At 63.5% G+C, this 19,532-nt stretch carries 9 protein-coding genes; all 9 read right to left on the bottom strand.

Annotation, left to right across the window (positions count from 1 at the left end; genetic code table 11):
* Nucleotides 1-26: 26 nt before the first annotated feature.
* Nucleotides 27-938 carry a family 16 glycosylhydrolase gene (locus tag B0919_RS22595; protein WP_078014575.1) on the bottom strand — a complete coding sequence of 304 codons (912 nt, stop codon included), beginning with the start codon at nucleotides 936-938 and terminating at the stop codon, nucleotides 27-29.
* A 177-nt stretch (nucleotides 939-1,115) separates the two neighbouring features.
* Nucleotides 1,116-1,997 carry a glycoside hydrolase family 16 protein gene (locus B0919_RS22590; protein ID WP_078014574.1) on the bottom strand — a complete coding sequence of 294 codons (882 nt, stop codon included), beginning with the start codon at nucleotides 1,995-1,997 and terminating at the stop codon, nucleotides 1,116-1,118.
* Between the two features lie 34 nt (nucleotides 1,998-2,031).
* Complete coding sequence (locus B0919_RS22585) at nucleotides 2,032-3,309, bottom strand: PKD domain-containing protein (RefSeq protein ID WP_078014573.1); 1,278 nt, start codon at nucleotides 3,307-3,309, stop codon at nucleotides 2,032-2,034.
* Nucleotides 3,310-3,453: 144 nt separating this feature from the next.
* A complete protein-coding gene (locus B0919_RS22580; RefSeq protein WP_078014572.1) occupies nucleotides 3,454-4,947 on the bottom strand; it encodes a RagB/SusD family nutrient uptake outer membrane protein in 1,494 nt (497 codons plus the stop codon).
* Between the two features lie 179 nt (nucleotides 4,948-5,126).
* Nucleotides 5,127-8,249, bottom strand: coding sequence for a SusC/RagA family TonB-linked outer membrane protein (locus B0919_RS22575; RefSeq protein ID WP_078014571.1), 3,123 nt, complete (start codon nucleotides 8,247-8,249; stop codon nucleotides 5,127-5,129).
* 484 nt (nucleotides 8,250-8,733) lie between these two features.
* Complete coding sequence (locus B0919_RS22570) at nucleotides 8,734-10,815, bottom strand: 7TM diverse intracellular signaling domain-containing protein (protein WP_078014570.1); 2,082 nt, start codon at nucleotides 10,813-10,815, stop codon at nucleotides 8,734-8,736.
* Between the two features lie 139 nt (nucleotides 10,816-10,954).
* Nucleotides 10,955-12,844: a cellulase family glycosylhydrolase gene (locus B0919_RS22565; protein WP_139362332.1), complete on the bottom strand. Its 1,890-nt coding sequence runs from the start codon at nucleotides 12,842-12,844 to the stop codon at nucleotides 10,955-10,957.
* Nucleotides 12,845-12,937: 93 nt separating this feature from the next.
* A complete protein-coding gene (locus tag B0919_RS22560; RefSeq protein WP_078014569.1) occupies nucleotides 12,938-16,939 on the bottom strand; it encodes a family 16 glycosylhydrolase in 4,002 nt (1,333 codons plus the stop codon).
* Nucleotides 16,940-17,538: 599 nt separating this feature from the next.
* Nucleotides 17,539-19,530, bottom strand: coding sequence for a carbohydrate-binding protein (locus B0919_RS25535; protein WP_078014568.1), 1,992 nt, complete (start codon nucleotides 19,528-19,530; stop codon nucleotides 17,539-17,541).
* Nucleotides 19,531-19,532 lie beyond the last annotated feature (2 nt).

Raw genomic sequence — 19,532 nt, 5'->3', positions numbered from 1 at the left:
AGTGGAGCAGGCCAGCCACCCGCGGATTAGTCTTGTTTGAGGCGGTAGAAGCGCACGTAGTCCACCAGCAGTTGCTGCGGAAACGCCGTTTCGTCGATGCCTTTTTTGCCGCCCCATTCCCCGCCCACGGCCACGTTCAGCAGCAGGTGAAACGGGTGGTCCCAGGGCCAGGCCTGCCAGCCCGAGTGCTCGTTGCGGCTGGTGAAGTAGGACTTGCCGTCGACGAAGGCGGTGATGGTTTCGGGCGTCCACTCCACGGCGTACACATGAAAGGCCGAAGCGGCCGTCGGTACGGCCGTCGAGTCGGTCTTCTGGGTGTTGGTGCGGAAGTAGTACTTGCGGCAGTGCGTGGTGGCCTGCACGATGCCCGGCCGGTAGCCCACGTACTCCATGATGTCGATTTCGCCGTTGTCGGGCCAGCCCTTGTCGCCGTACTTCCAGTCGTCGGGCAGCATCCAGATGGCGGGCCAAGTGCCCCGGGCCGCCGGCAGCTGCGCCCGCACCTCGATGCGGCCGTAGGCTAGGCTACCCCCGCCTTTGGCTTTGGATACGAGGCGGGCGGAGGTGTAGGGGTTCTTGTCGCCGAAGGCTTCCTTGCGGGCCTCGATGACGAGGTGACCGTTCTCGACGCGGCAGTTTTCCTTGCGGGCCTTGGTGTAGTACTGCAGCTCCTTGTTGCCCCAGCCATGCCCGCCGACGTCGTAGCCCCAGCGGTTGGAATCAGGCAGGCCCGAGTAGTTAAACTCGTCGCGCCAGAGCAACTCTTTAAAGGAGTAGCGCGGCGCCTTTGGGGCGGTGGCCGCTTTTGGCCGGGCCTGAGCCGGCTGCGGCTTCAGCACACGGGGCTGATCGGGCTGGCGCGGGCCGGCGGTGCTGCCCAAGGCCAGCAGCAGGCCCAGCGCGGCAGCGAAGCGCGGATGCCAAAGGTCGTATTGCATGGATCAAAAAGAAAACCACCCCGCGGGTGCGGCCCCGGCAAACGCCCCTGTTCCCAGAATGGCCGGTCCCACAACCGGCGCATTCATTCCTCGTTTGCCGCGGGCCGCCCCAAAGGGTTGGATACTGTTTCCAGGCGCAAGGGCCTCCTAGCCAAGCGGCCGGCCCCTGCCCTGCTTTTATTGCGGGTACTGGTAGAAGCGCACGTAATCCACCACCATTTCCTTCGGGAAGGGCTCCGAAGCGGCCGGGTCGCCGTCGAAGTCCCCGCCCACGGCCACGTTCAGGATCAGGTAGAACGGGTTGTTGAACGGGTAAGGCGACACCACGCCGGGCGTCACGCTGAACGTCTCCGTACCATCGACAAACCAGCGCAGCTGGTCCTTGCTGCGGATGAGCGAGAAGGTGTGGAAATCCTCCGAAAAGTCGCCGGAGGGCAGGCGCCACGTGGTGCCCTTGTACTGACGGCTGGCGGTGTTGGCGCCGTAGTGCACGGTGCTCACGTTCACGTTCGGCACGCTGCCGCGCAGCTCCATGATGTCGATTTCGCCGCAGGCCGGCCAGCCCACCTGGGTGTCGTTCAGCCCGAGCATCCAGATAGCGGGCCAGATGCCCTGCCCTTTCGGCAGCTTGGCACGCACGTCGAGGCGGCCGTAGCCGTAGGTCATCTTGTTCTTGCTCACGATGCGCGCCGAGGTGAACTGCTTGTTACGCAGCTGCTCGCGCCGGGCCTGAATGTGCATCTCCCCGCCCGTCAGGTACAGGTTGTTGGGGGAGTTGGTGGTGGCCTGCTTTTCGTTGTTGAACCAGTCGTCCTGCACTTCAAAGGTCCACTTTTGCTGGTCCAGAGCCCCGCCCGTGAATTCGTCGGAGTTGTTGGCTATCAGCTGGGTGTAGGCCGCAAACTCTTTGGCCGTGGCGTTGGGCTCGGGCGTCGCCGGGGCAGGCGGCTGGGGTTTGGGCGGTTCTTCGGTGCAGCCGACGACGGTCAGGCTCAGCGCCAGCCCAAGGCTGGCGCTGGCCCACAGCGTGCGGCGCAGGAAATCAACGGGGGTACGCATCAGGAAGGGAAAAAGTCAACGGTAAGCCGGCAAGCTACTTCACGCGCAGCTTGATAGTGTGCACCACCGCGCCCGAGGGCGGCCCCGCCCGCAGCACCATGTGCTGGTTGTCGATGGACTGGATACGGTAAATGCGGTTGGCGGCATCGGTTACGCCGATGAAGGCGGAGGGCGAGGTCAGCTCAAACTGCGCAATGCCCGCGCCCGAAGCCGCGCCAAAGGTGAAGGCCGAGCTACCGGAGCGCGGCGCCTGGCACGAGCCGGGCGAGCCGGCCACGAAGGTTTCGGCCTTGGCGTCGTAGATAAACTGGTTGGCCGTGGTGAAGGTAAATTCGTCGTCGGCCTGGCAGCCGGGCAGCGTGTTGGGCGAGCCGCCGGCGTAGTAGCCCGTGGGGTCGGAGTCGCCGGGGCCCACCACGATAACGGCCTGGGCAGCGTTATCGAGCACCCAGGTGCGCGACGAGCCACCGGTCAGGAACTGCTTGGCCTTGTCGATGGGCGAGAGCTGCGGCATGAACGTCACCTCGGTCTTGGTGCCGTCGGGATTGGTGCCCTGCAGGCGCAGGCGGGTGGGCGAGGCCTCCAGGATGTCGTAGGTCTTATTCACCACCGAGTCGGACAGGCCGATAAAGGTGCGCTTGCCTTGCAGGATAATCTGACCCAGGCTGCCGTTGGGCTTGAAGATAAACGTGGTATTGCCGCTGCGGTCGGTGCCGCAGCTCGTGCCCGAGTACGTGCCGCCCGCCGCGTCGTAGCCGAAAGCGAAGTTGTTGGCAAAGGAGAACTGGTCGTCGGCCTGACAGGGGTCCAGCGGCGCCGCCGAGGACGAAATAACCGCACCCGAAGCCGAGAGCTTCTTGATGGCGCCGGGCTGGTCGCTGAAGGTCCAGGCCGAGGAGCCCGTGCCGCCGCAGCCGGCAATGATGGCAAAAGCGGCGTTGCTGCAGGCCGTGGGAATGGTCACCGTTTGCGTGGTGGCATTGGAGCCGCCCCGCGCGCCCACCGTCAGCTTGGCCTGGTAGGTGTTGGGCCGGTTGTAGGTGTGGGTCACGGTGTTCAGCCCCACGCCCGATTCGGTGGGCGAGCCATCACCGAAATCCCACTGGTTCACGAAGCCGTCCGGCGTGGTGTTGGTGAAGGTAGCCACCACCGGAAACTGCGTGGTGTTCAGCTGCACGGTGAAGCCGGGCGTGGGCACGGGCCCTTCCAGCTTGCCTTCTTCCTGCTCGCAGGCCCCGAGGGTGCAAGCGCCGGCCAGCAGCAGCAAGGCGGCCGGGCGCAGGAGGTATTTATCAGTAGATGAGAATGTCATGGATCGAGAACGGAGCTTAAGGGGAGGAAAAACGCGGCAATGCACGGCCCAGGCGCTGCCCGGATGCGGGCAGCGCAGCTTGTGCAAGCGGAAGAGTTGGGCCCGTGGGCTCCGCCCCGCGTTGGCGGGGCGGAGCCAGCGCGGTTAGTAGCCGGTGTTTTGCGTCAGGCTGGGGTTGGCGTCGCGCTCCGACTGCGGAATCGGCATCACGATGTTGAAGGACTTCACGCCTTTGGCCTGCAGGGTGGGCAGGGTCAGCAGCTTGCCGGTGCGCTTCAGGTCAAACCACCGGTCGTCCTCGAAGGCCAGCTCGTAGCGCCGCTCCCGAATCACCGCGTCGGTGAAGTTGGGCGTGGAGGCCGTCAGGTCGCGGGCTGCCGAGGGCGTGTTGATGGGCAGGCCAAAGGAGCGGCGGCGTACCTTGTTGATGGCCTCCAGCCCCTCGGCCGTGGGCCCCACGGCTTCGGCGTAGATCAGGTACACCTCCGCGAGGCGCAGCACCGGGAAGTTCAGGCCCGAGTCCCAGATGTTGGTGTTGACCTTGCCGATAAACCACTTCTTGACGCCGAAGCCGTTGGGCGAACCGGGCAGCGAGGCCGGTTGAGCCGTGGCGTTGCTGCCAGCGGGGTACGGGTCGCCAGGCTTCCAGATAGTCACGTCCCTGCGGATGTCCCCGGCTTCGTAGCCATTCACGAATTCCAGCTCGGGGATGTTGAAGCCGTAGCCGCTCTGCGGGGTGGTGCTCATGCCGCGCGGCCCGAAGTACTCGTTGCCCACGAAGCCCAGGCCGTCGGTGGTCCACTGGTTTTTGCCCGAGATGTACTGCACCTCGAACAAGGACTCCATCCCGTTCTCGTTTTCAATCTTGAAGTTGTCGCCGTAGTTGGCCCACAGCTGCTTGCCGCTGTTCTGCATCACGTCGCGGGCCCAGCGGGCAGCTTCGGCTTTGTTGCCACGGGTGAGCTGCACCTTGGCCAACAGGCCAGCCGCGGCCCACTTGGTGGCCCGGCCCAGGTCGGCGCCGCTGTAGGAAGCGGGCAGCGCGGCGTAGGCGGCCGTCAGGTCCTGCACGATCTGGTCGTACACCTGGGCTTCCGCGTTGCGCGGAATGTTTACCTGGTCCAGCGTGGTGGGCGGCGTCGTAATCAGCGGCACGTCGCCGAACACGCGCACCAGATCAAAGTAGTACTTGGCGCGCAGGAACTGGGCCTCCCCTACCAGGCGGTTGCGCAGGCCGGCATCCATGGCCGAGATGCCCGGAATGCGCTGGATGGCAATGTTGGCCCGCCCGATGCCCACGTAGCAGCCGCCCCAGAGGCGGTTGGTAAGCGGGTTGGAGGCAGCCACGGTAAAGTTGTCGAGCTGCTGGAACTCCGCCCCGTCGCCGCCGCCCCCACCGCCGGTGGTGGAGTTGTCCGACATGATGTCGCCGATGCCCCAGAGCGAGAAGTTGTATTGGCCGGTCTTGCCCAGCTCGCTGTAAATGGCCGTGATGGCCTGCAGCGCGTCGGCTTCCGTTTGGTAAAAGTTATTCTCCGTTACCGAACTGTTCGGCTGCACGTCGAGCCATTTCTCGCCGCAGCCCGTCAGCAGGCCTAGCAGCGCCAGCGTACCCAGAGTATTCTTAATCGTTATCATCACTTGTGTGGGAATGTTGTGGTTGGGAAACCTTCAGGCCGTCATTCCGAGCGAAGTCGAGGACCCGTAGGAAGGCGCTAGCCAATCTCGCCGGATAGTAATTCCAATCGTCGGGTTACTATCCGATGTCAGCACGCGAGATGTCTCGGCTGCGCTCGACATGACGTTCTGATGGTAGCTTAGAATCCAATATTCAGACCGCCCAGGAACACGCGCGGCTGCGGGTAGATGCCGCGGTCGATGCCGCTGGCGCCCACTTCCGGGTCGTAGCCGGAGTACTTGGTCAGCGTCACCAGGTTCTGGGCCGACACGTACACGCGGATCTGCGAGGCCGAAATGTGCTGCATCACGGATTTGGGCAGGGTGTAGCCCAAGGTCAGCAGCTTCAGGCGGGCGTAGGAGCCGTCTTCCACGTAGTAGCTCGACACGCGCGAGAAGTTCTGGTTCGGGTCGCCGGCAATGGCGCGGGGCACGTCGTTGCTGGTGCCGGGGCCGGTCCAGCGGTTCAGCACCCGCGAGATGCCGCTGCCGTTACCAGTCAGGGCGCCTTCGGTGTAGAAGCGGTTCAGGTTATAAACGTCGTTGCCCTGCGAGCCTTGGATGAAGAAGTTTAGATCGAAGCCCTTCCAGCTCAGGGTGTTGGTCACGCCGTAGGTGAAGTCCGGCACCGGCGAGCCGATGAACACACGGTCGTCGGCGTTGATGGTACCGTCGCCGTTGGTGTCCTGGAAGCGCAGGTCGCCGGGCGCGGTGCGGGTGGCGTCGGAGCTGCCCGTTACCTGCGTGGGCGCCGAGCGCACCTCCTCCGGCGTCTGGAACACGCCCACCACGTTGTAGCCGTAGAACGAGCCGAAGGGCTGGCCCACGTCGTAGCGAATCACGTTCAGGCCGTTGCGGATGCCGTAGCCGGCGTACGGCTGGCCCAGGCCCAGCGACTCCAAGTTGGACTTGTAGTGCGAGAAGTTAAACGTGGTGGTCCACACCAGGCCGTTGCCCGCGCCCTGCAGGTTGTGCGTGGTCAGCGAGATGTCGAAGCCCTTGTTGGTGGCCGAAGCGGCGTTGGTAGCCACCGATTCGTAGGTGCCCGATACCAGCGAGGGCGTGAACGGCGCAATCAGGTTCGGCGACTTGCGCTTGTACACGTCGAAGGTGGCTTCCACGCGGTTGTTGAGCAGGGCCACGTCCAAGCCTATGTTGGTCTGGATGTTGTTTTCCCAGATCAGGTTGTCGTTGCGCAGGCGCGTCGGGGCGGCGCCGGTGTTCACCGTGCCGTCGGGCCCCAAGGGATACTCGATGCCCGAGTTGATGACGTAGAGGTACTGGAAGGCGCCCGCGTTCAGGGCGTTGCCTACCTTGCCCCAGCCGCCGCGCAGCTTCAGGTTGCTCACCAGGCTCTGGTCTTTCAGGAAGTTCTCCTCCGAGATGCGCCAGCCGGCCGAAATGCCGGGGAAGGTAGCAAACTTGTTGCCCGGTGCGAAGGCCGAGCTACCGTCGCGGCGCACGATGGCCTGAAACAGGTAGCGCCCGGCAAATTCGTAGTTCACGCGGCCGAAGAAGCTGGCCAGGCGCGAATCCGGCGCCTGGGCCCCGCCGCCGTACAAGAACGTGTCGCGCGGGCCGCTATCCACGTTCTGCAGGTCGTTGCGGGTGTAGTTGCTGCGCGAGGCCGTGACGTAGTTGTTGTTGAACTGCTGCGCCGACTGGCCCGCCAGAATTGTTACCTGGTGCTTGCCCCCGAACAGGTGGTCGTAGGTCAGCGTGTTCTCAATCAGGTAGCTGCTGTTGTGCGTGAGCGTGGCGGTAGCCCCGGCCACGTTGTAGCGCTGCGAGCCGGCAATCTTGGGCGCGAAGGAGTTCGACTCGTCGAAGATGTAGTCGATGCCCACGTTGGTGCGGGCGCGCAGGCCTTTGATGGGCTCCAGCTCGGCAAAGAACGTGGAGGTAGCGCGGTTGCGGTTGAAGCGCGAGTTGGTGCGCAGGGCCACGGCCAGCGGGTTTTCCTCCACGAAGTTGTCGGCCGCCGTAGGCTCGTACCAGCCGCCCGAAGCGTTGTAGGGCTGAATGGTAGCCGGAATCTGCGAGGCAAAGCTGATGACGCCAAACTCCGAGCCGCCGGCGTCCACGCGGCGGTCGTTCTGGTGCGACAGGGCAATGTTGTTGCCCAGCTTCAGCATCTTGCCCACCTGCACGTCGCCGTTGGCGCGGATGGTGAAGCGCTCAAAGTGCGAGCCGATGATGGTGCCGTCCTGCTGGAAGTACGTGCCCGACACGGCGTAGCGGGCTTTTTCGCTGCCGCCGGTGGCCGAGAGGGAGTAGTTCTGAATCTTGGCGCGGCGGAAAATCAGATCCTGCCAGTCGGTGCCCGTGCCCAGCGAAGCCGGATCGGGGAATACGATGGGCGAGTTGCCGGCCAGGCGGTTTTCGTTGTTGATGGTGGCGTACTCCTGCGCGTTGAGGAAGTCCAGCTTGCGCCACACCTGCTGCACGCCGCGGTAAGCGTCGAAGTTGATGCTGGCCTTGCCGGCCTTGCCGCGCTTGGTGGTGATGATAACCACCCCGTTGGCGGCGCGCACCCCGTAGATGGAGGTAGCCGAGGCATCCTTCAGCACGTCGATGCTCTCGATGTCGTTGGGGCTGATGGTGTTCAGCTGGCCTTCATCGCCGGAGGGCAGCGGGAAGCCGTCCACCACGTACAGCGGGGCGTTGTTGCCGGCCGAGGTAAGGCCGCGGATGCGCACCGAGGTACCAGCGGCCCCGCCGGGGTCACCGCCGTTGGCTGTCACCGTCACGCCGGCCACGCGGCCCTGCAGCGCCTGGCTGGCATCGGCCACCGGCTGGGCCTTCACCTGCTCCGACGAGACGGAGGAAATGGCGCCCGTCACGCTGCCGCGCTCCTGCGTACCGTAGCCCACTACCACCACCTCGCTCAGGGCCTGCTGATCCTCCTGCAGCTGCACCGTAATGCCCGAAGTGGCGCCAGATACGACTACTTCCTTCTTTAGGTAGCCCACCGAGCTGACCACCAGGGTGCTGCCGTCGGGCACGTCCAGCGAGAAGACGCCCTCGGCGTTGGTGCTGGTGCCCAGGGTCGTGCCCTTCACGATAACTGTCACGCCGGGCAGCGGCGAGCCGTCCTTCTGCGTCACCTTACCCGATACGGGCACGTCGGCGGTTGCGAGCCGGGCGGTGGCGCTGGGGCTGTGCGGGGTAGCCTGCCCGGGCAGAGCCAGCGTCAGCAGCCCGCAGGCTGCCAGGGGCACTGCCCGCCGCAGGACGGAACTTGCGTAAAAAGTGTAGCTCATGTGTGTGGGAATGGATGTTGTGTTATGGTTGAGAGTACCGTTGGCCCGCAGGCTTTGGCGGGGCAATAAGGCAGCCGCGCGCCTGCCCGTCACGGCAGGAACTGGTGGCAGTCCGAATGCGCTGAGATAATGCGGGCCCGGCAGCAGGCCTCATTAAAGGAAGCGGTAATACTGCCGGCGCGGCGGTAATACCAGCGGTGCGACCTGAGCCGCGGCGGCTTTGCCCGGGGAGGCGGAGCAACGGCCGGTGAGTGAGTAATTCATCAGGGCGGAATCGATGGCCAAATATATCGGTGTGGTTTTCGGAAAATCAAGGCCTGAAAATGCCTTGAAAGCCTTTAAACAACGATTTTCGCTTACATCGCACGTACAGCTGTACGCTTACATCACCCACTCAGCGAGGCCATATAGGGCCTGCTGCAATCGTTTGCGGGATTAACCTATCAAGTAGCTTACGGGTAAAAAACACGAAAAAAATAACCGTTTAGCCCACTTTTTTTTCGGTATTTTTTCCCTTGCTCGCCCAAGCCTCTACTTTGCGCTCCAAGCCAGCCACCACGGCCGTTTCTTCGTCGCCTGCGTCTTCCGTTTCGGCGCCCGTGTCGTCAAGCAGCAAGTGGGTCCAGCTGTCCTCGTCACTGCCCTCGGCTACCTGCCGACGCATGGCGTCTACCACCTTCTGGCTGAAGCTCCAGCAGGTAGCGCGGCGCAAATCCAGCACCCGCGAGAGTTCCTGCGCCGAGTAATTGCCCTTGTGGGTATGCAGCAGGAACACGGCGTAGAAGGCCTTCACGATGGAGAACTTGCACTTCTGCAGCAAGGTGTAGGCCGTAGCCGATTCCACGTAACGGCAGCGCGTGCAGCGCCGCGAGTGTGGCTCCCGGCCCTCGCAGTAGTTGTCGTGCCCGCACTTGCGGCAATGGTAGCCGTCCGTCCACTTCAGGTCGGCCAGATAGCGCAGGCAAGCATCTTTGTCGGGGTAGATCTGGCTGAACTCGCCGAAGTCCACTTCCTGCGACAGCACCCGGGCCGCCTGGGCCTTCTGCAAGTCGCGCTGCAGGTCGCCGTTGAGCTTTTCGATGGCCGCCGACTGCAGCGCCAGCAAGCCGTTGGCCTGGAGCAGCTCGCGGTTCTGGGCGGCAATGGTTTCGCCCTGCTGGCGCAGTTCTTCCGTGCGCTGGGCCACCAGGTTTTCCAGTTCGGAGTTCAGCTGGTCTTTCAGGTCCTCGTTCTGACGCAGCTGCTCCACCAGTTGCTCCTGCACCTCGTGCTTTTTGCGCAGCTGCTTTACCAGGCGCTGTTGTGCCTTAAGCGTAGCGTCCTGAATGCCTTTGATTTTCTCGCCCAGCGCGTAGGACAGCACCACCACTTCCGTCACGAAGGCGACGTTCATGCTGTACACCGTGAAGGTGTTGGTAAAGGTGTCGATGCCCAGCTTGCGCAGGATAAGGAAGCCCACACTCACCACTACCAAAGTGTGCGACAAAACAAAGAAACGTGCCGGACGGAAGCCACGCTGCCACACCCGCAGGGCCGCGTAGAACAGCATGCCATAGGGCAGCAGGTAGAACCAGAAGCTCAGGTCGGACTGCCACCAGAAGGCATCCAGCAGCAGGGCCGCGGCACTGAACAGCACCACGTTGCGCATCCAGGGGTCATACTTGGGCAGGCGCTGCGGAGCGTCGAGGAAGTGGCGGGCGTAGTAGCTGAACGTGAGCAGCAGCAGCGGCGCCGAGCTGGTGATAACCAGCTGATTAAACCACGGATGGTTGGGCCACAGATACTGAAAACCCAGGCCGTCTTCGGACAGGAATACCAAGCTGCAACTCAGCACGTAGAGCACGTAGCGCACGTAGGTCTGCTCATGAGTGAAGAAGTACAAGCACAGGTTGTACACCACCATGATGAGCAAAACGCCATAAAAAGCGCCCAGCAGGCCGTATTCCTGCTGAAAACACTCCACGATGCCCTGCTCGGTGCGCAGGCGCGCCAGAAAGCTGGTCTTGGAGTTGGCCTGCAGGCGCAGGTAATACGTCTGCACCTCGTCGCCACGCAGGGGCAGGCGCAGCAGAAAGTTTTTGTATGCGTAAGGACGCGAGGAAAATGCCTTATCGGCGCCGGTGTGCACCAGATTGTTAGGTACTTCCGCCTGGGGGAAGAACACTACGTCGCTCAGGTGCGAATCGTAGAGCTCCAGGTACCAGTGCTGCGGCTGCGGGCCGTGGGCCTGCACCGTCAGGCGCAGCCAGTAGGCCACGCCGGGGTGCTGCATGTTGGTGGAAATGCTGGAGCCGGCTACAAAATGGGCCGCGTGCTGCGGCTGCTGCACGTCCTGCAGGGTGAGCTTGCCGGTGGGGTCCTCCAGCACACTGTAGTTGCGCGGCTCGATAAACAGCTCTTCGTCGCCGGTGCGCACGTGCAGCCGCTCTTCTGGGCCGGGGCTGGCTGCCGCGCCGGCCGCCTGGGCAATGAGTAAGAAACAAAGCAGCAACAGCTGCCACCAATGCCGCGGGCCAGCCACGGCGGAACGAGTGGAACGGGTGGGAATGGGTAAGGTGGGGCGCATGGTAGCTTACAAGTTATAGAAACTACCCGCATTGTGCCGCTTTCCGGCCGCGTGGTGCAGGCCGGCCCGCACCGCGGGCAAACGGAAGAACCGACAACAGCCGCGGGGGCGGCTGTCCGGTGCAAGAAACAACAAGCTTTTACTGACCGCCTTGCGGAGCCGAGGCAGCGTCGCCGAAGCGTAGCCAGCTGACCACAGCGCCCGGCTGCGCCACGAAGAGCTGCAGGGTGTGCGTGCCGGCAGGCAAGGTCAGCGTGCCGCCATTAACCGTCTGCCAGCCTGCCGCTTCGGAGGCCGCCGGGGCCACGTTGAAAGTGCCCACCGTGGCCTGGTTCAGCTTGAGCAGCAGTTGGGCCGGGGCGGCGGTAGCATTGGTAGCGCGCAGCTGCACGCTGTAGCTACCGGCTTTGGGCACCGTCACGGTGTAGCTTAGCCACTCGCCCGCGGCGGTATGGCCTACGCCGTAGCCGTTGGAGCCGGCATCCTGCACGGGCAGGATATCGACCCCGTCGTTGCGGTAGGCGCCGCCACGGTTGGTGGGCTTCAGCTCGCGGTAATCGGTGCGGGCGGCGTAGTCATCGTGGTAGGCCTGGCCCTCACGGCCGTAGTCGTAATCGGAGGCAAAGAGGGTGCCCGGCAACGTATGCGCGGCAAAGGGACGCTGCGCCGTAGGTTGGGTGAGGGCAAAAAGCACGTCCTTGTTCACTTCGCAGTTGCGGAACTGGCTGTTGCGCAGCAGCGCAGCACGGCCTTCGGCAGTCAGGATGCTGCCGTAGGGCTTCACCCGCAAGAAGCTGGTGCCGGCGTCGACCCGCTTCAGGTTCCAGTGGCACCAGCCGATGTGCTGGGCGTTGAGCTGCTGCACAGCGGCCGCAAACCACTCGTTGGAGTTTTCACCCGTCTCCCCTACCCACACCGGCACCTGCCACCGGTCGCGGAAGGCGGCGAGGTTGTGCACCAAGTTGATCTGATTGGGGTTCGGGTCGTTAGCCGCCGCGTCGTTGGGGCACCAGTAGCGGTGTGCGTTGTAGACGAGGTTGGTCTTGTCCTTCACGCGCAGCTTGTCGGGCGTGAGGTTGGTGTACTCGTTGCCGTAGCCGTTGCCCTCCAGCATCAGCAGGTGCGAGTCGCCTTGAGCGCGCACGGCATCGATGAGGCGGCTATAGAGTACGTTCAGCTCGGCATTGTCAGCCGACATGCCGTTGGCCGCGTTGGCGTTGTGCGGCTCGTTGATGAGGTCGTACATGGCCACGCGCGCGTCGTTTTTGTAACGGCGGGCCAGCTGCTCCCACAGGCGCACGGTCACGTCCTGGTAAATCAGGCGGCCCTTGGCGTCGCGGCGCTTCCACAGGTCCAGGGGCAGGAAGTTGTCGTTGATATTGGGGTCGGTGCCCTGGCCGCCGGGCGCGGCGTGCAGGTCGAGCACCACGTACATGTTGTTGGCCGCGCACCAGCCAAGCACGTTGTCGATGAAGCGGAAGCCATCGAGCTGCTTGGCATCGGTGAAGAGCTTGCCTTCGTCGTACCACTGGCTGAGCCCCTGCACGTAGGCCGTCACGGCGGCCGGGTTATTAGGGCTTTGCAGGACTTTGGTACGGGCGCGGCGTTGTTCCTGGGTCAGAAACAAGTCGTAGTGAAACGGCAGGCGCACGCAGTTAAAGCCCTGCTGGGCAATGAAGTCGATGTCGGCCTTGGTCACGAAGCCGGCGCGGTACTGCCGGTAAAACTCCTCCATGTCCTTTTCGGGCATCACGCGCAGCAAACCCTGCTGAATGCGCCGCTGGCAGCCCAAGGTGTCGGTTTTGAGGATGTAGCTTTCCTGCAGCAGCCACCCGCCCACGTTCACCCCGCGCAGTACTACCGGCTTACCCTGGGCATTCACTACCTGCGTTGCCTTGGCGCTGAGCCGGCTCAGCTGCTGGGCCGGAGCGGCAAGAGTCGTCAGGCTCAGCAGGCCCGCTAGCAGCGTGGCCTTCGTGGCCGGGGAAGCAATGCGTTGGCAAAAGGCAGAGGGGGCAAGCAGATTCATACGCGGTACGCAGGTAAAGGCAATCGAAGCCGCAAAGCGAGAAACGGGGCGGAGAAACCCCGCCCCGTTGTCCTCGCATTCACTCACTTCTTGTTACTGTTTGATGATTCGTTGGGTGTGTACGCCGGCGCTGCTGCGCACCGTCAGCACGTACATGCCCGGCCGCAGCCGATGCACGTCCAGCATCGAAGTCGCTTGGGTAGCCGTTTGCTTCAACACTTCGCGGCCCAGGGCGTCGGTTAGACTGATGGTCGCGGATGCACCAGCGGGCAGGCTCACGGTCAGCTGCTCGCTCACCGGGTTCGGGTAGGCCAGGGCAGCTTCGGCAGCGGCGCTATGGGTACTGAGCGCCACGCGGCTGCCCGTGCAGGTAGCACCGGCGGTGTAGCTGTGGGGCGTGCCGCTGGAGTTGCGCTCGGCCGTGGTAGTGCCTACGCGGTAGGTGAAGTAGAACGACAGCGCCGTACCGGCGGGCTGCGCTTGCGAGAAGGTGAAGTTGCTGCCGGAAGCCGTCATTTGGTAGCCCCCGTAGCCGCCGCTGCCCACTTTCACATAAATCAAGGCCATGGTGCTGCCCGCAATGGGCGCCTGCGGAATGAAGGTCCAGTTCACCGTGCCGTTGGTCGTCGATACTTCGTAGCGGTAGTCGCCATTGGCCACGGTGCCGCTGCACACGCCGCTGCCGCCCGGGTTAGTGCCACCGGTAGCGGCCGTGCCATACACCTCCAGCTCGTAGATGGAGTAGCCGTAGGTGGTGCCGCGGGCCGTGCCGTACATGCGCACGTAGCGCCCGGTGCCGCTCAGGCCGGTGTGGTCGTTGATGAGCGCGGTATTGCCCGAGACGGTCTTGATGGTGGTCCAGTTGGCGGCATCGGCCGATACCTGCACCAGGTAGTCCCTGCCGTAAGCGCCTTCCCAGGTCAGCTTCACGCGGCTTACGTTGTAGCTGGCACCCAGGTCCACGTACAGCCACTGCGGATCGGCGAAGGCGCTGCTCCAGCGGGTGCTGGCGGCGTTGCCGTCCACGGCGGCCGAACCGGGCGTGCCAGTGTTTTCCGTGGAGGAAGTGAAGGTGGGCTTGTTCAGGGCCAGGTTGGTGGCTGTGGGCGTGCTGCCCACCGTCACCGTTACGGCGGCGGATGTGGTAGCGGCCCCAGCGTTGTCGGTGGCCACGGCCGTAATTGTGTAAGTGCCAGCAGCCACGCCCGTCCAGTTGATGCTGTAGGGGCTGCTCGTGTCGATGCCCAAGGAGGTGGAGCCGTTGAAGAACTGTACCTGCGCTACAGTACCGTTGGCGTCGGCAGCGTTGGCCGATACCGTGATGCTGGCCGGCGCCGCAAATGTCGCGCCGCTGGTGGGCGAGGTCAGGCTGACTGTGGGCGGCGTATTTGGCGCGGTCGAATTCTTGGTCAGGCTGCGCAGGTTATCGACGTAGAATACGTACCCCGTCAGCGAGTTGGGCGCGAATAGCAGCACCGAGTTGTCCACGTCCGCGTCAGGCGTGCCGGGGTCCGGGGCGCTAGCGAAGGTGAAGATGAGCGTCTGCCAAGCGTTGCTCTGCTTCACCGCGGCTTGGTAAATGCTGTGGCGGCCCGTGGGGTAGTTCTGCGGGCGCGAGGCGGCGCTGCTTTCCAGCTGCCAGCTGATGACGGTGCCGGCCGGCGCGTTGGTGTACACGTCCATGGCAAACACCTTGTCGCCGCGCTTGTAGGCGCTGCCATCGGTGGTCAGCAGGTTGCGGAAAGCCAGCACATCGTACTGCTCGGCCACGTTGCGGGTGTATTGCCCCACCTTGGCCGAGGTGTTTAGGCCCGTAGCCGACGGGTTGTTGACCACGGCCGCGTAGGTGCCATTGGCGCTGAGGAAAGTCAGGTTGCGCGTCGCGTCGTAGTTCTCGAACACGGTGCCGGCCGCGTAGGTCGGCGCGGCGGCGCGCTTCACGATGCGGATGTTGTCGACGTAATAGGTGTCGCCGGTGTTGGAGTTGTTGCCAAACAGGAAGGCCAGCTCGTCGATGGCCACGTTGGCCGTGCCCCCGTCGGGCGAGGTCACGTAGTTGAAGGTCAGCGTCTGCCAGGCATTTTGCGCACTGGTGCGCGCCTCGCAGGTGCTGTTGCGGCCGGCAGGATACGTACCCGCCGCGGCGGCTTTGTTCTGCAGGTTCAGCAGCACGGCGGTACCCACCGGCGCGGCTGTGTACACGTCGGCCTGAATCTGGTAGGTCTGGTTCTTGAACAAGGCCGCGTCCTCAATGATGGTACCCGCCGGCCCGGCGTCAAAAAACAGCACGTCATACTGCTCAGCCGCGTTGCGCACGTACTTCGCCACCTTGGCCGAGGTATTAAGGCCCGTGGCTGAGGGGTTGGCAAAATTTGCCGTGTAAGTGCCGTTGGTTTTGGTCGCGTTCTGCGTGATGCGGGCCGTGCCGTCGTAGTTGATGAGCACGTCGGTGCTCAGAATGGGCTTATCGGCCTCTTTCTTCACCAGCAGGTTATCGAAGTAGAACGTGGCGCCGGAGTTGGTGGCGGGCTGAAACAGCAGCGTTACGTTGTCGATGCTGTAGATGCTGGTGCCCGCGTCGATGCTGCGCTCCAGGTCGAATTCCAGGGTTTCCCAGGCATTTTGCCGGGTCGTGTAGGCGCGGTAAGCACTGTGCCGACCCAGCGGGAAGTTGGTGGCCGTTGTCACCGCGCTGTTTTCCAGCTGCAGGGTAACTTTGCTGCCCACTGGCGCCGTGGAGTACACGTCGAGGTAGATTTTGCGGCGCCCGGCCACGTAGTCGTTGGCGTTGCCGATGCCCAGGTTGCGCAGCGAAATCACATCGTATTGCTCCGTGGAGTTACGAACGTACCTGGCCACTTTGGCAGAGGTGTTCTGCCCGCTGCTCACCGGGTTGGCCAGGGCCTGCGTGAGCGTGCCGGTAGCGGAGGCGTAGGTAACGAAGCGGTTAGCCTCAAAATCCTCGTAGATCTTATCCAGCTGCAAGGCTGGGCTGACGGTGACGCCGAGCGCGTATGAGCCCGTCGGGCAGCCGCTCACGGCAGTCGTCACGGTCACGTTGCCGCCGGCCGAGGTACCCCAGTTTACCTGAATGGCGTTGGTGCCCTGTCCGGCCGTAATGGTGGAGCCCGCCGGCACCGACCAGTTGTACGTGGCCCCCGTCACCGCGTCGAGGCGGTAGGTTTTGTTGGTATCGTTCTGATATACTGATTCGTCGCCGAGCACGGCGTAGTTGTACGTGCCTTTGTAGACGCGCACAAAATCCACCTGCATGGTGGTGGGGAAGTCGGCCGGATTGGGATTCTGGTTGCCGGTAAAGCCGGTGCCTGGGCCGCCTACCGCCGCGTTGAGCATCAGGTAGAAGTTGCCGTCGTTGAAGGGCCAGGAGCCCCCCGAGGTGGTCTTGGGCGAGGCCGTGTGGTAGAGCGTGTTGTCGATAAACCACTTGATCTGGTTCGGGCTCCACTCCACGGCGTAGGTGTGGAAACCAGCGCTCAGGTCCACCGTGCCCGAAGTTTCGCGGCCGGTAAAGTGCCAGCCGTTGTCGTCGTAGTGAATGGTGCCCGCTACCGAGGTGGGGTTCTTGTGCTTGGCCTCCATGATGTCGATTTCACCGGTGGAGGGCCAGTTGCCGGGGTCAGGCAGCATCCAGAAGGCGGGCCACACGCCCTGCCCCGAAGGCAGCTTGATGCAGGCCTCGATGCGGCCGTACTTGAAGGTTTGCAGCGCACCGGCGGCCGTTTTCGAGAACAGCTTGGCCGACGTGTAGCTGTAGCTGCGCCCGCCCACGGTGCTGGCCTCGTAGCGGGTGGTGATGGTGAGGTTGCCGCCAGCCACCACGGCGTTGGCGGCGCGGTAGGCCTGCAGCTCGGCGTTGCCGAAGTTGCAGTTGCCCTCGGCGCAGCCGTCGCCTTCGTACACGCGCCACTTGCTCAGGTCACCGGCGGTGTTGAATTCGTCTTGCCAGACGAGCTGGTTGCATTGGGCGTGCACGGCGGCTGGTAGCAGCCATGCCAGGCCCACGCCGGCGGCGCACAAGGCCGCACTACGGCGCAGCCACTGCCCGGCCCGGCCAGGGAGTAAAGTTGATTTCATAACGGGTGTTGTGGTTGGGGAATGAGCGGGCAGTGAGCCGGCTGACCTCCCGGGCGGGAGGCAACCACTACCAGGGCGTGGAACCGGTAGGTTGTCGGGGCAGCGGCTTGGGGAAGCCGTACGCCCCAACGCGGAGCAAGTAGAGCGGGGAAACCTCCGGTTCGTTTTGGCTTTCTTGGAAGAAGCCGGCTGCGAGCGTGATGCCGCGGCTATCCGGGTATCGGAGGGTAACCAAAACTAGGGGTGTTGTTAGCCAAAAGCAAGCGCCGAAAATGCCTTAATGGGCTAAAATGGCCGTTTTACGCTTACGTGTGTACGCTTACACCACACGGTTTGTCACGTAATTGCAGTGCGCAGGCCCCACGGGTGCTCCGTCATTCAGGCACGGAGGCAGATAACAAACAACGAAAAATATTATTGCTTGCGGTATTTTTTCGTGGTCCTACAGCGCTGGGTCACTGGCCTGCCAACTTCTATATCTACAAGCTTTTACTGCTGTCACCTTACCGGCTACTTCCTCCTCATCAGCAGTTGTAAGGGCACAAAAACAGGCTCGGCGTGCGTACACACCGAGCCTGCCCTGTAGATAACCGCCGCTGTTATTCCTTCACAAACCGCTGCGTCTGCGTACCACCTTCCGACTTAACCGTCAGTAGGTATACCCCAGCCGGCAGTCCGGCCGTGGGCACCTGCACCGTGGCCACGTTGCCAGCGGTTCGTTGCCGCTGCAGCACGGTCCCGAGCATGTTGGTTACCGTCAGCTCCTGCGCGGCCTGCCCCTGCGGGAGCTGCACGGTCAGCTGCTCGTGCACGGGGTTTGGGTACAGCTCCATCCTGCCCCACTCAGCTGCGGCGCTGCTAGCCGTGACGCTGGCGCTGCGGGCGGCACTGGCTTTGGTGATGCGGATCCAGTTCAGGTTCCACCCGCCAGTTTGCGCGAAGACACCGAAGTTGTAGGTGCCCGCATTCACGTTCACCGTCTGCGCTACCGTCGCCCACGTCTGCCACCCGCCCGTTGCCGGCACTGTCGTGTTGCCTAGCTGAATCGAGCCAGCGTTCAGGTCCGAAGAGAGGGTGCCGCCGCTCGGGCTGGCCACGCGGTACTCGATGGTATAAGCGCCCGAGGTGGGGAAGTTGATGGAGCTGTAAGCCATCCAGTCGCCAGCATCGATGTAGCCCACATTTTGCCCGCCGCCCGTATCGGTTGTCGTTTCCAGCTGCACCCCATTCATTGATGAATAGCTCTCGGCCTGAATGAGGGTCCCGGACGTAGCTGCGCCGGCGAAGTTGAGCCAGTTGACGTTGCAGCCTGTGGAGGCCGCCGCGTACAGGCGCAGGGTTTGGTTGCCGGCGGGCAGCGTGACGTTGGTGCTGATTGTCTGCCACGACTGCCAGCCGCCGGTATTGCTCACGCTGATACTTCCGAGCACCGCGCCTGAGCTGTTGCGCAGTTGCAGGGTGGCTCCGCCATTGGCGGAGGCCACGCGGAACTGCGCCGTGTACGTGCCCGCCGTGGCCACGCTTACCGCGTAGTCCAGCCAGTCGCCGGTTTCGTACCAGTCCACGTTCTGCCCGCCGCCCGTGTCGGTAGTCGTTTCCTTGTCCGTGCCCGACTGCGCCGCGTAGTTCTCTGCCTCGATCTTGCCCGGAATCGGGTAGCGCGTAGTGCCCGCCCCGCTACGCTGCACCACCACCTGGTTGATGGCCGTCAGCAGGGAGTAAGTGCCGGTGGCATCCTGCGACAACTCCCAGATCATGATGCCGCTGCCTTGGTCGAAGGCCAGATTGGTTTTGCTCTTGATGGTGTTGATGCCGTTGTAGCCCACGCCGCTGAACACGTCGGCGTATGGGTCGGCGCCGCGGGCTATGAGCTGCGCGAAAGACTCCCAGCTGGGCCGGCCGTAGAAGGGCACGCCCAGCGAAAGTTTGGCGGCCGGCAACCCCCTACCCTTCCAGTAGTTGATGGACTGCGTGGCGTAGCTGTAGGTGGAGTGGTCGAAGTTGTTGGCGTCGTAGGCCATCAGATTCAGAAAATCCACGTAGCCAAACACGCTGCCGAGGATACTGTCGCCGCCGGTGCCCACCACGGCGGCCGTCAGCAGCTTGCCGCGCGTGTGCATGGCCGTCGAGAGCTGCTGCATCAGGGCCGCGTAGTTGTTGGCCGAAGCGCCCGCGTCGGGGTACTCCCAGTCGATGTCGGCGCCGTCGAGGCCGTACTGATTCAAGAAGCTGACGATGTTATTGACGAAATTGGTGCGGTAGGTGGCGTTGGCGGCCAACTGCTCGAAGGCCGAGTCGTCGCCATTATTCCAGCCACCCACCGAAATCAGCACTTTCACCCCGTTGGCATGGGCCGTCGAGACGAGGCTTTGCAGCTTCGCGGGGTTTTCGATGGGCTGCAGGCCGCCGGTGTTGGTGGGCAGCAGAAAAGCGTAGTTGACGTGCGTCAGTTTGTTGTACTGCACGCTGCTCACCGTACCGGCCCACGAGGGCACGTAGCCGATGACGCGAAACTGCGCCCAGGCAGGCCCGGCGGCCAGTAGCAGCGCCAGCAAAGCCAGGGCGCGCGTGAGCATAGAGTTGGTTTTCATAA

The organism is Hymenobacter sp. CRA2, assembly GCF_002007105.1.
In the GTDB taxonomy this organism is placed as follows: Bacteria; Bacteroidota; Bacteroidia; order Cytophagales; family Hymenobacteraceae; genus Solirubrum.
Note: the sequence above shows the minus strand (reverse complement) of the source record. Positions and strands in the feature narration are given on the sequence as shown.

Coding starts and splice junctions, on each gene's coding strand:
- B0919_RS22575 (WP_078014571.1), bottom strand. CDS start 8,249: ATGAGCTACACTTTTTACGCAAGTTCCGTCCTGCGGCGGGCAGTGCCC.
- B0919_RS22560 (WP_078014569.1), bottom strand. CDS start 16,939: ATGAAATCAACTTTACTCCCTGGCCGGGCCGGGCAGTGGCTGCGCCGT.
- B0919_RS22580 (WP_078014572.1), bottom strand. CDS start 4,947: ATGATAACGATTAAGAATACTCTGGGTACGCTGGCGCTGCTAGGCCTG.
- B0919_RS22570 (WP_078014570.1), bottom strand. CDS start 10,815: ATGCGCCCCACCTTACCCATTCCCACCCGTTCCACTCGTTCCGCCGTG.
- B0919_RS22590 (WP_078014574.1), bottom strand. CDS start 1,997: ATGCGTACCCCCGTTGATTTCCTGCGCCGCACGCTGTGGGCCAGCGCC.
- B0919_RS22585 (WP_078014573.1), bottom strand. CDS start 3,309: ATGACATTCTCATCTACTGATAAATACCTCCTGCGCCCGGCCGCCTTG.
- B0919_RS25535 (WP_078014568.1), bottom strand. CDS start 19,530: ATGAAAACCAACTCTATGCTCACGCGCGCCCTGGCTTTGCTGGCGCTG.
- B0919_RS22565 (WP_139362332.1), bottom strand. CDS start 12,844: ATGAATCTGCTTGCCCCCTCTGCCTTTTGCCAACGCATTGCTTCCCCG.
- B0919_RS22595 (WP_078014575.1), bottom strand. CDS start 938: ATGCAATACGACCTTTGGCATCCGCGCTTCGCTGCCGCGCTGGGCCTG.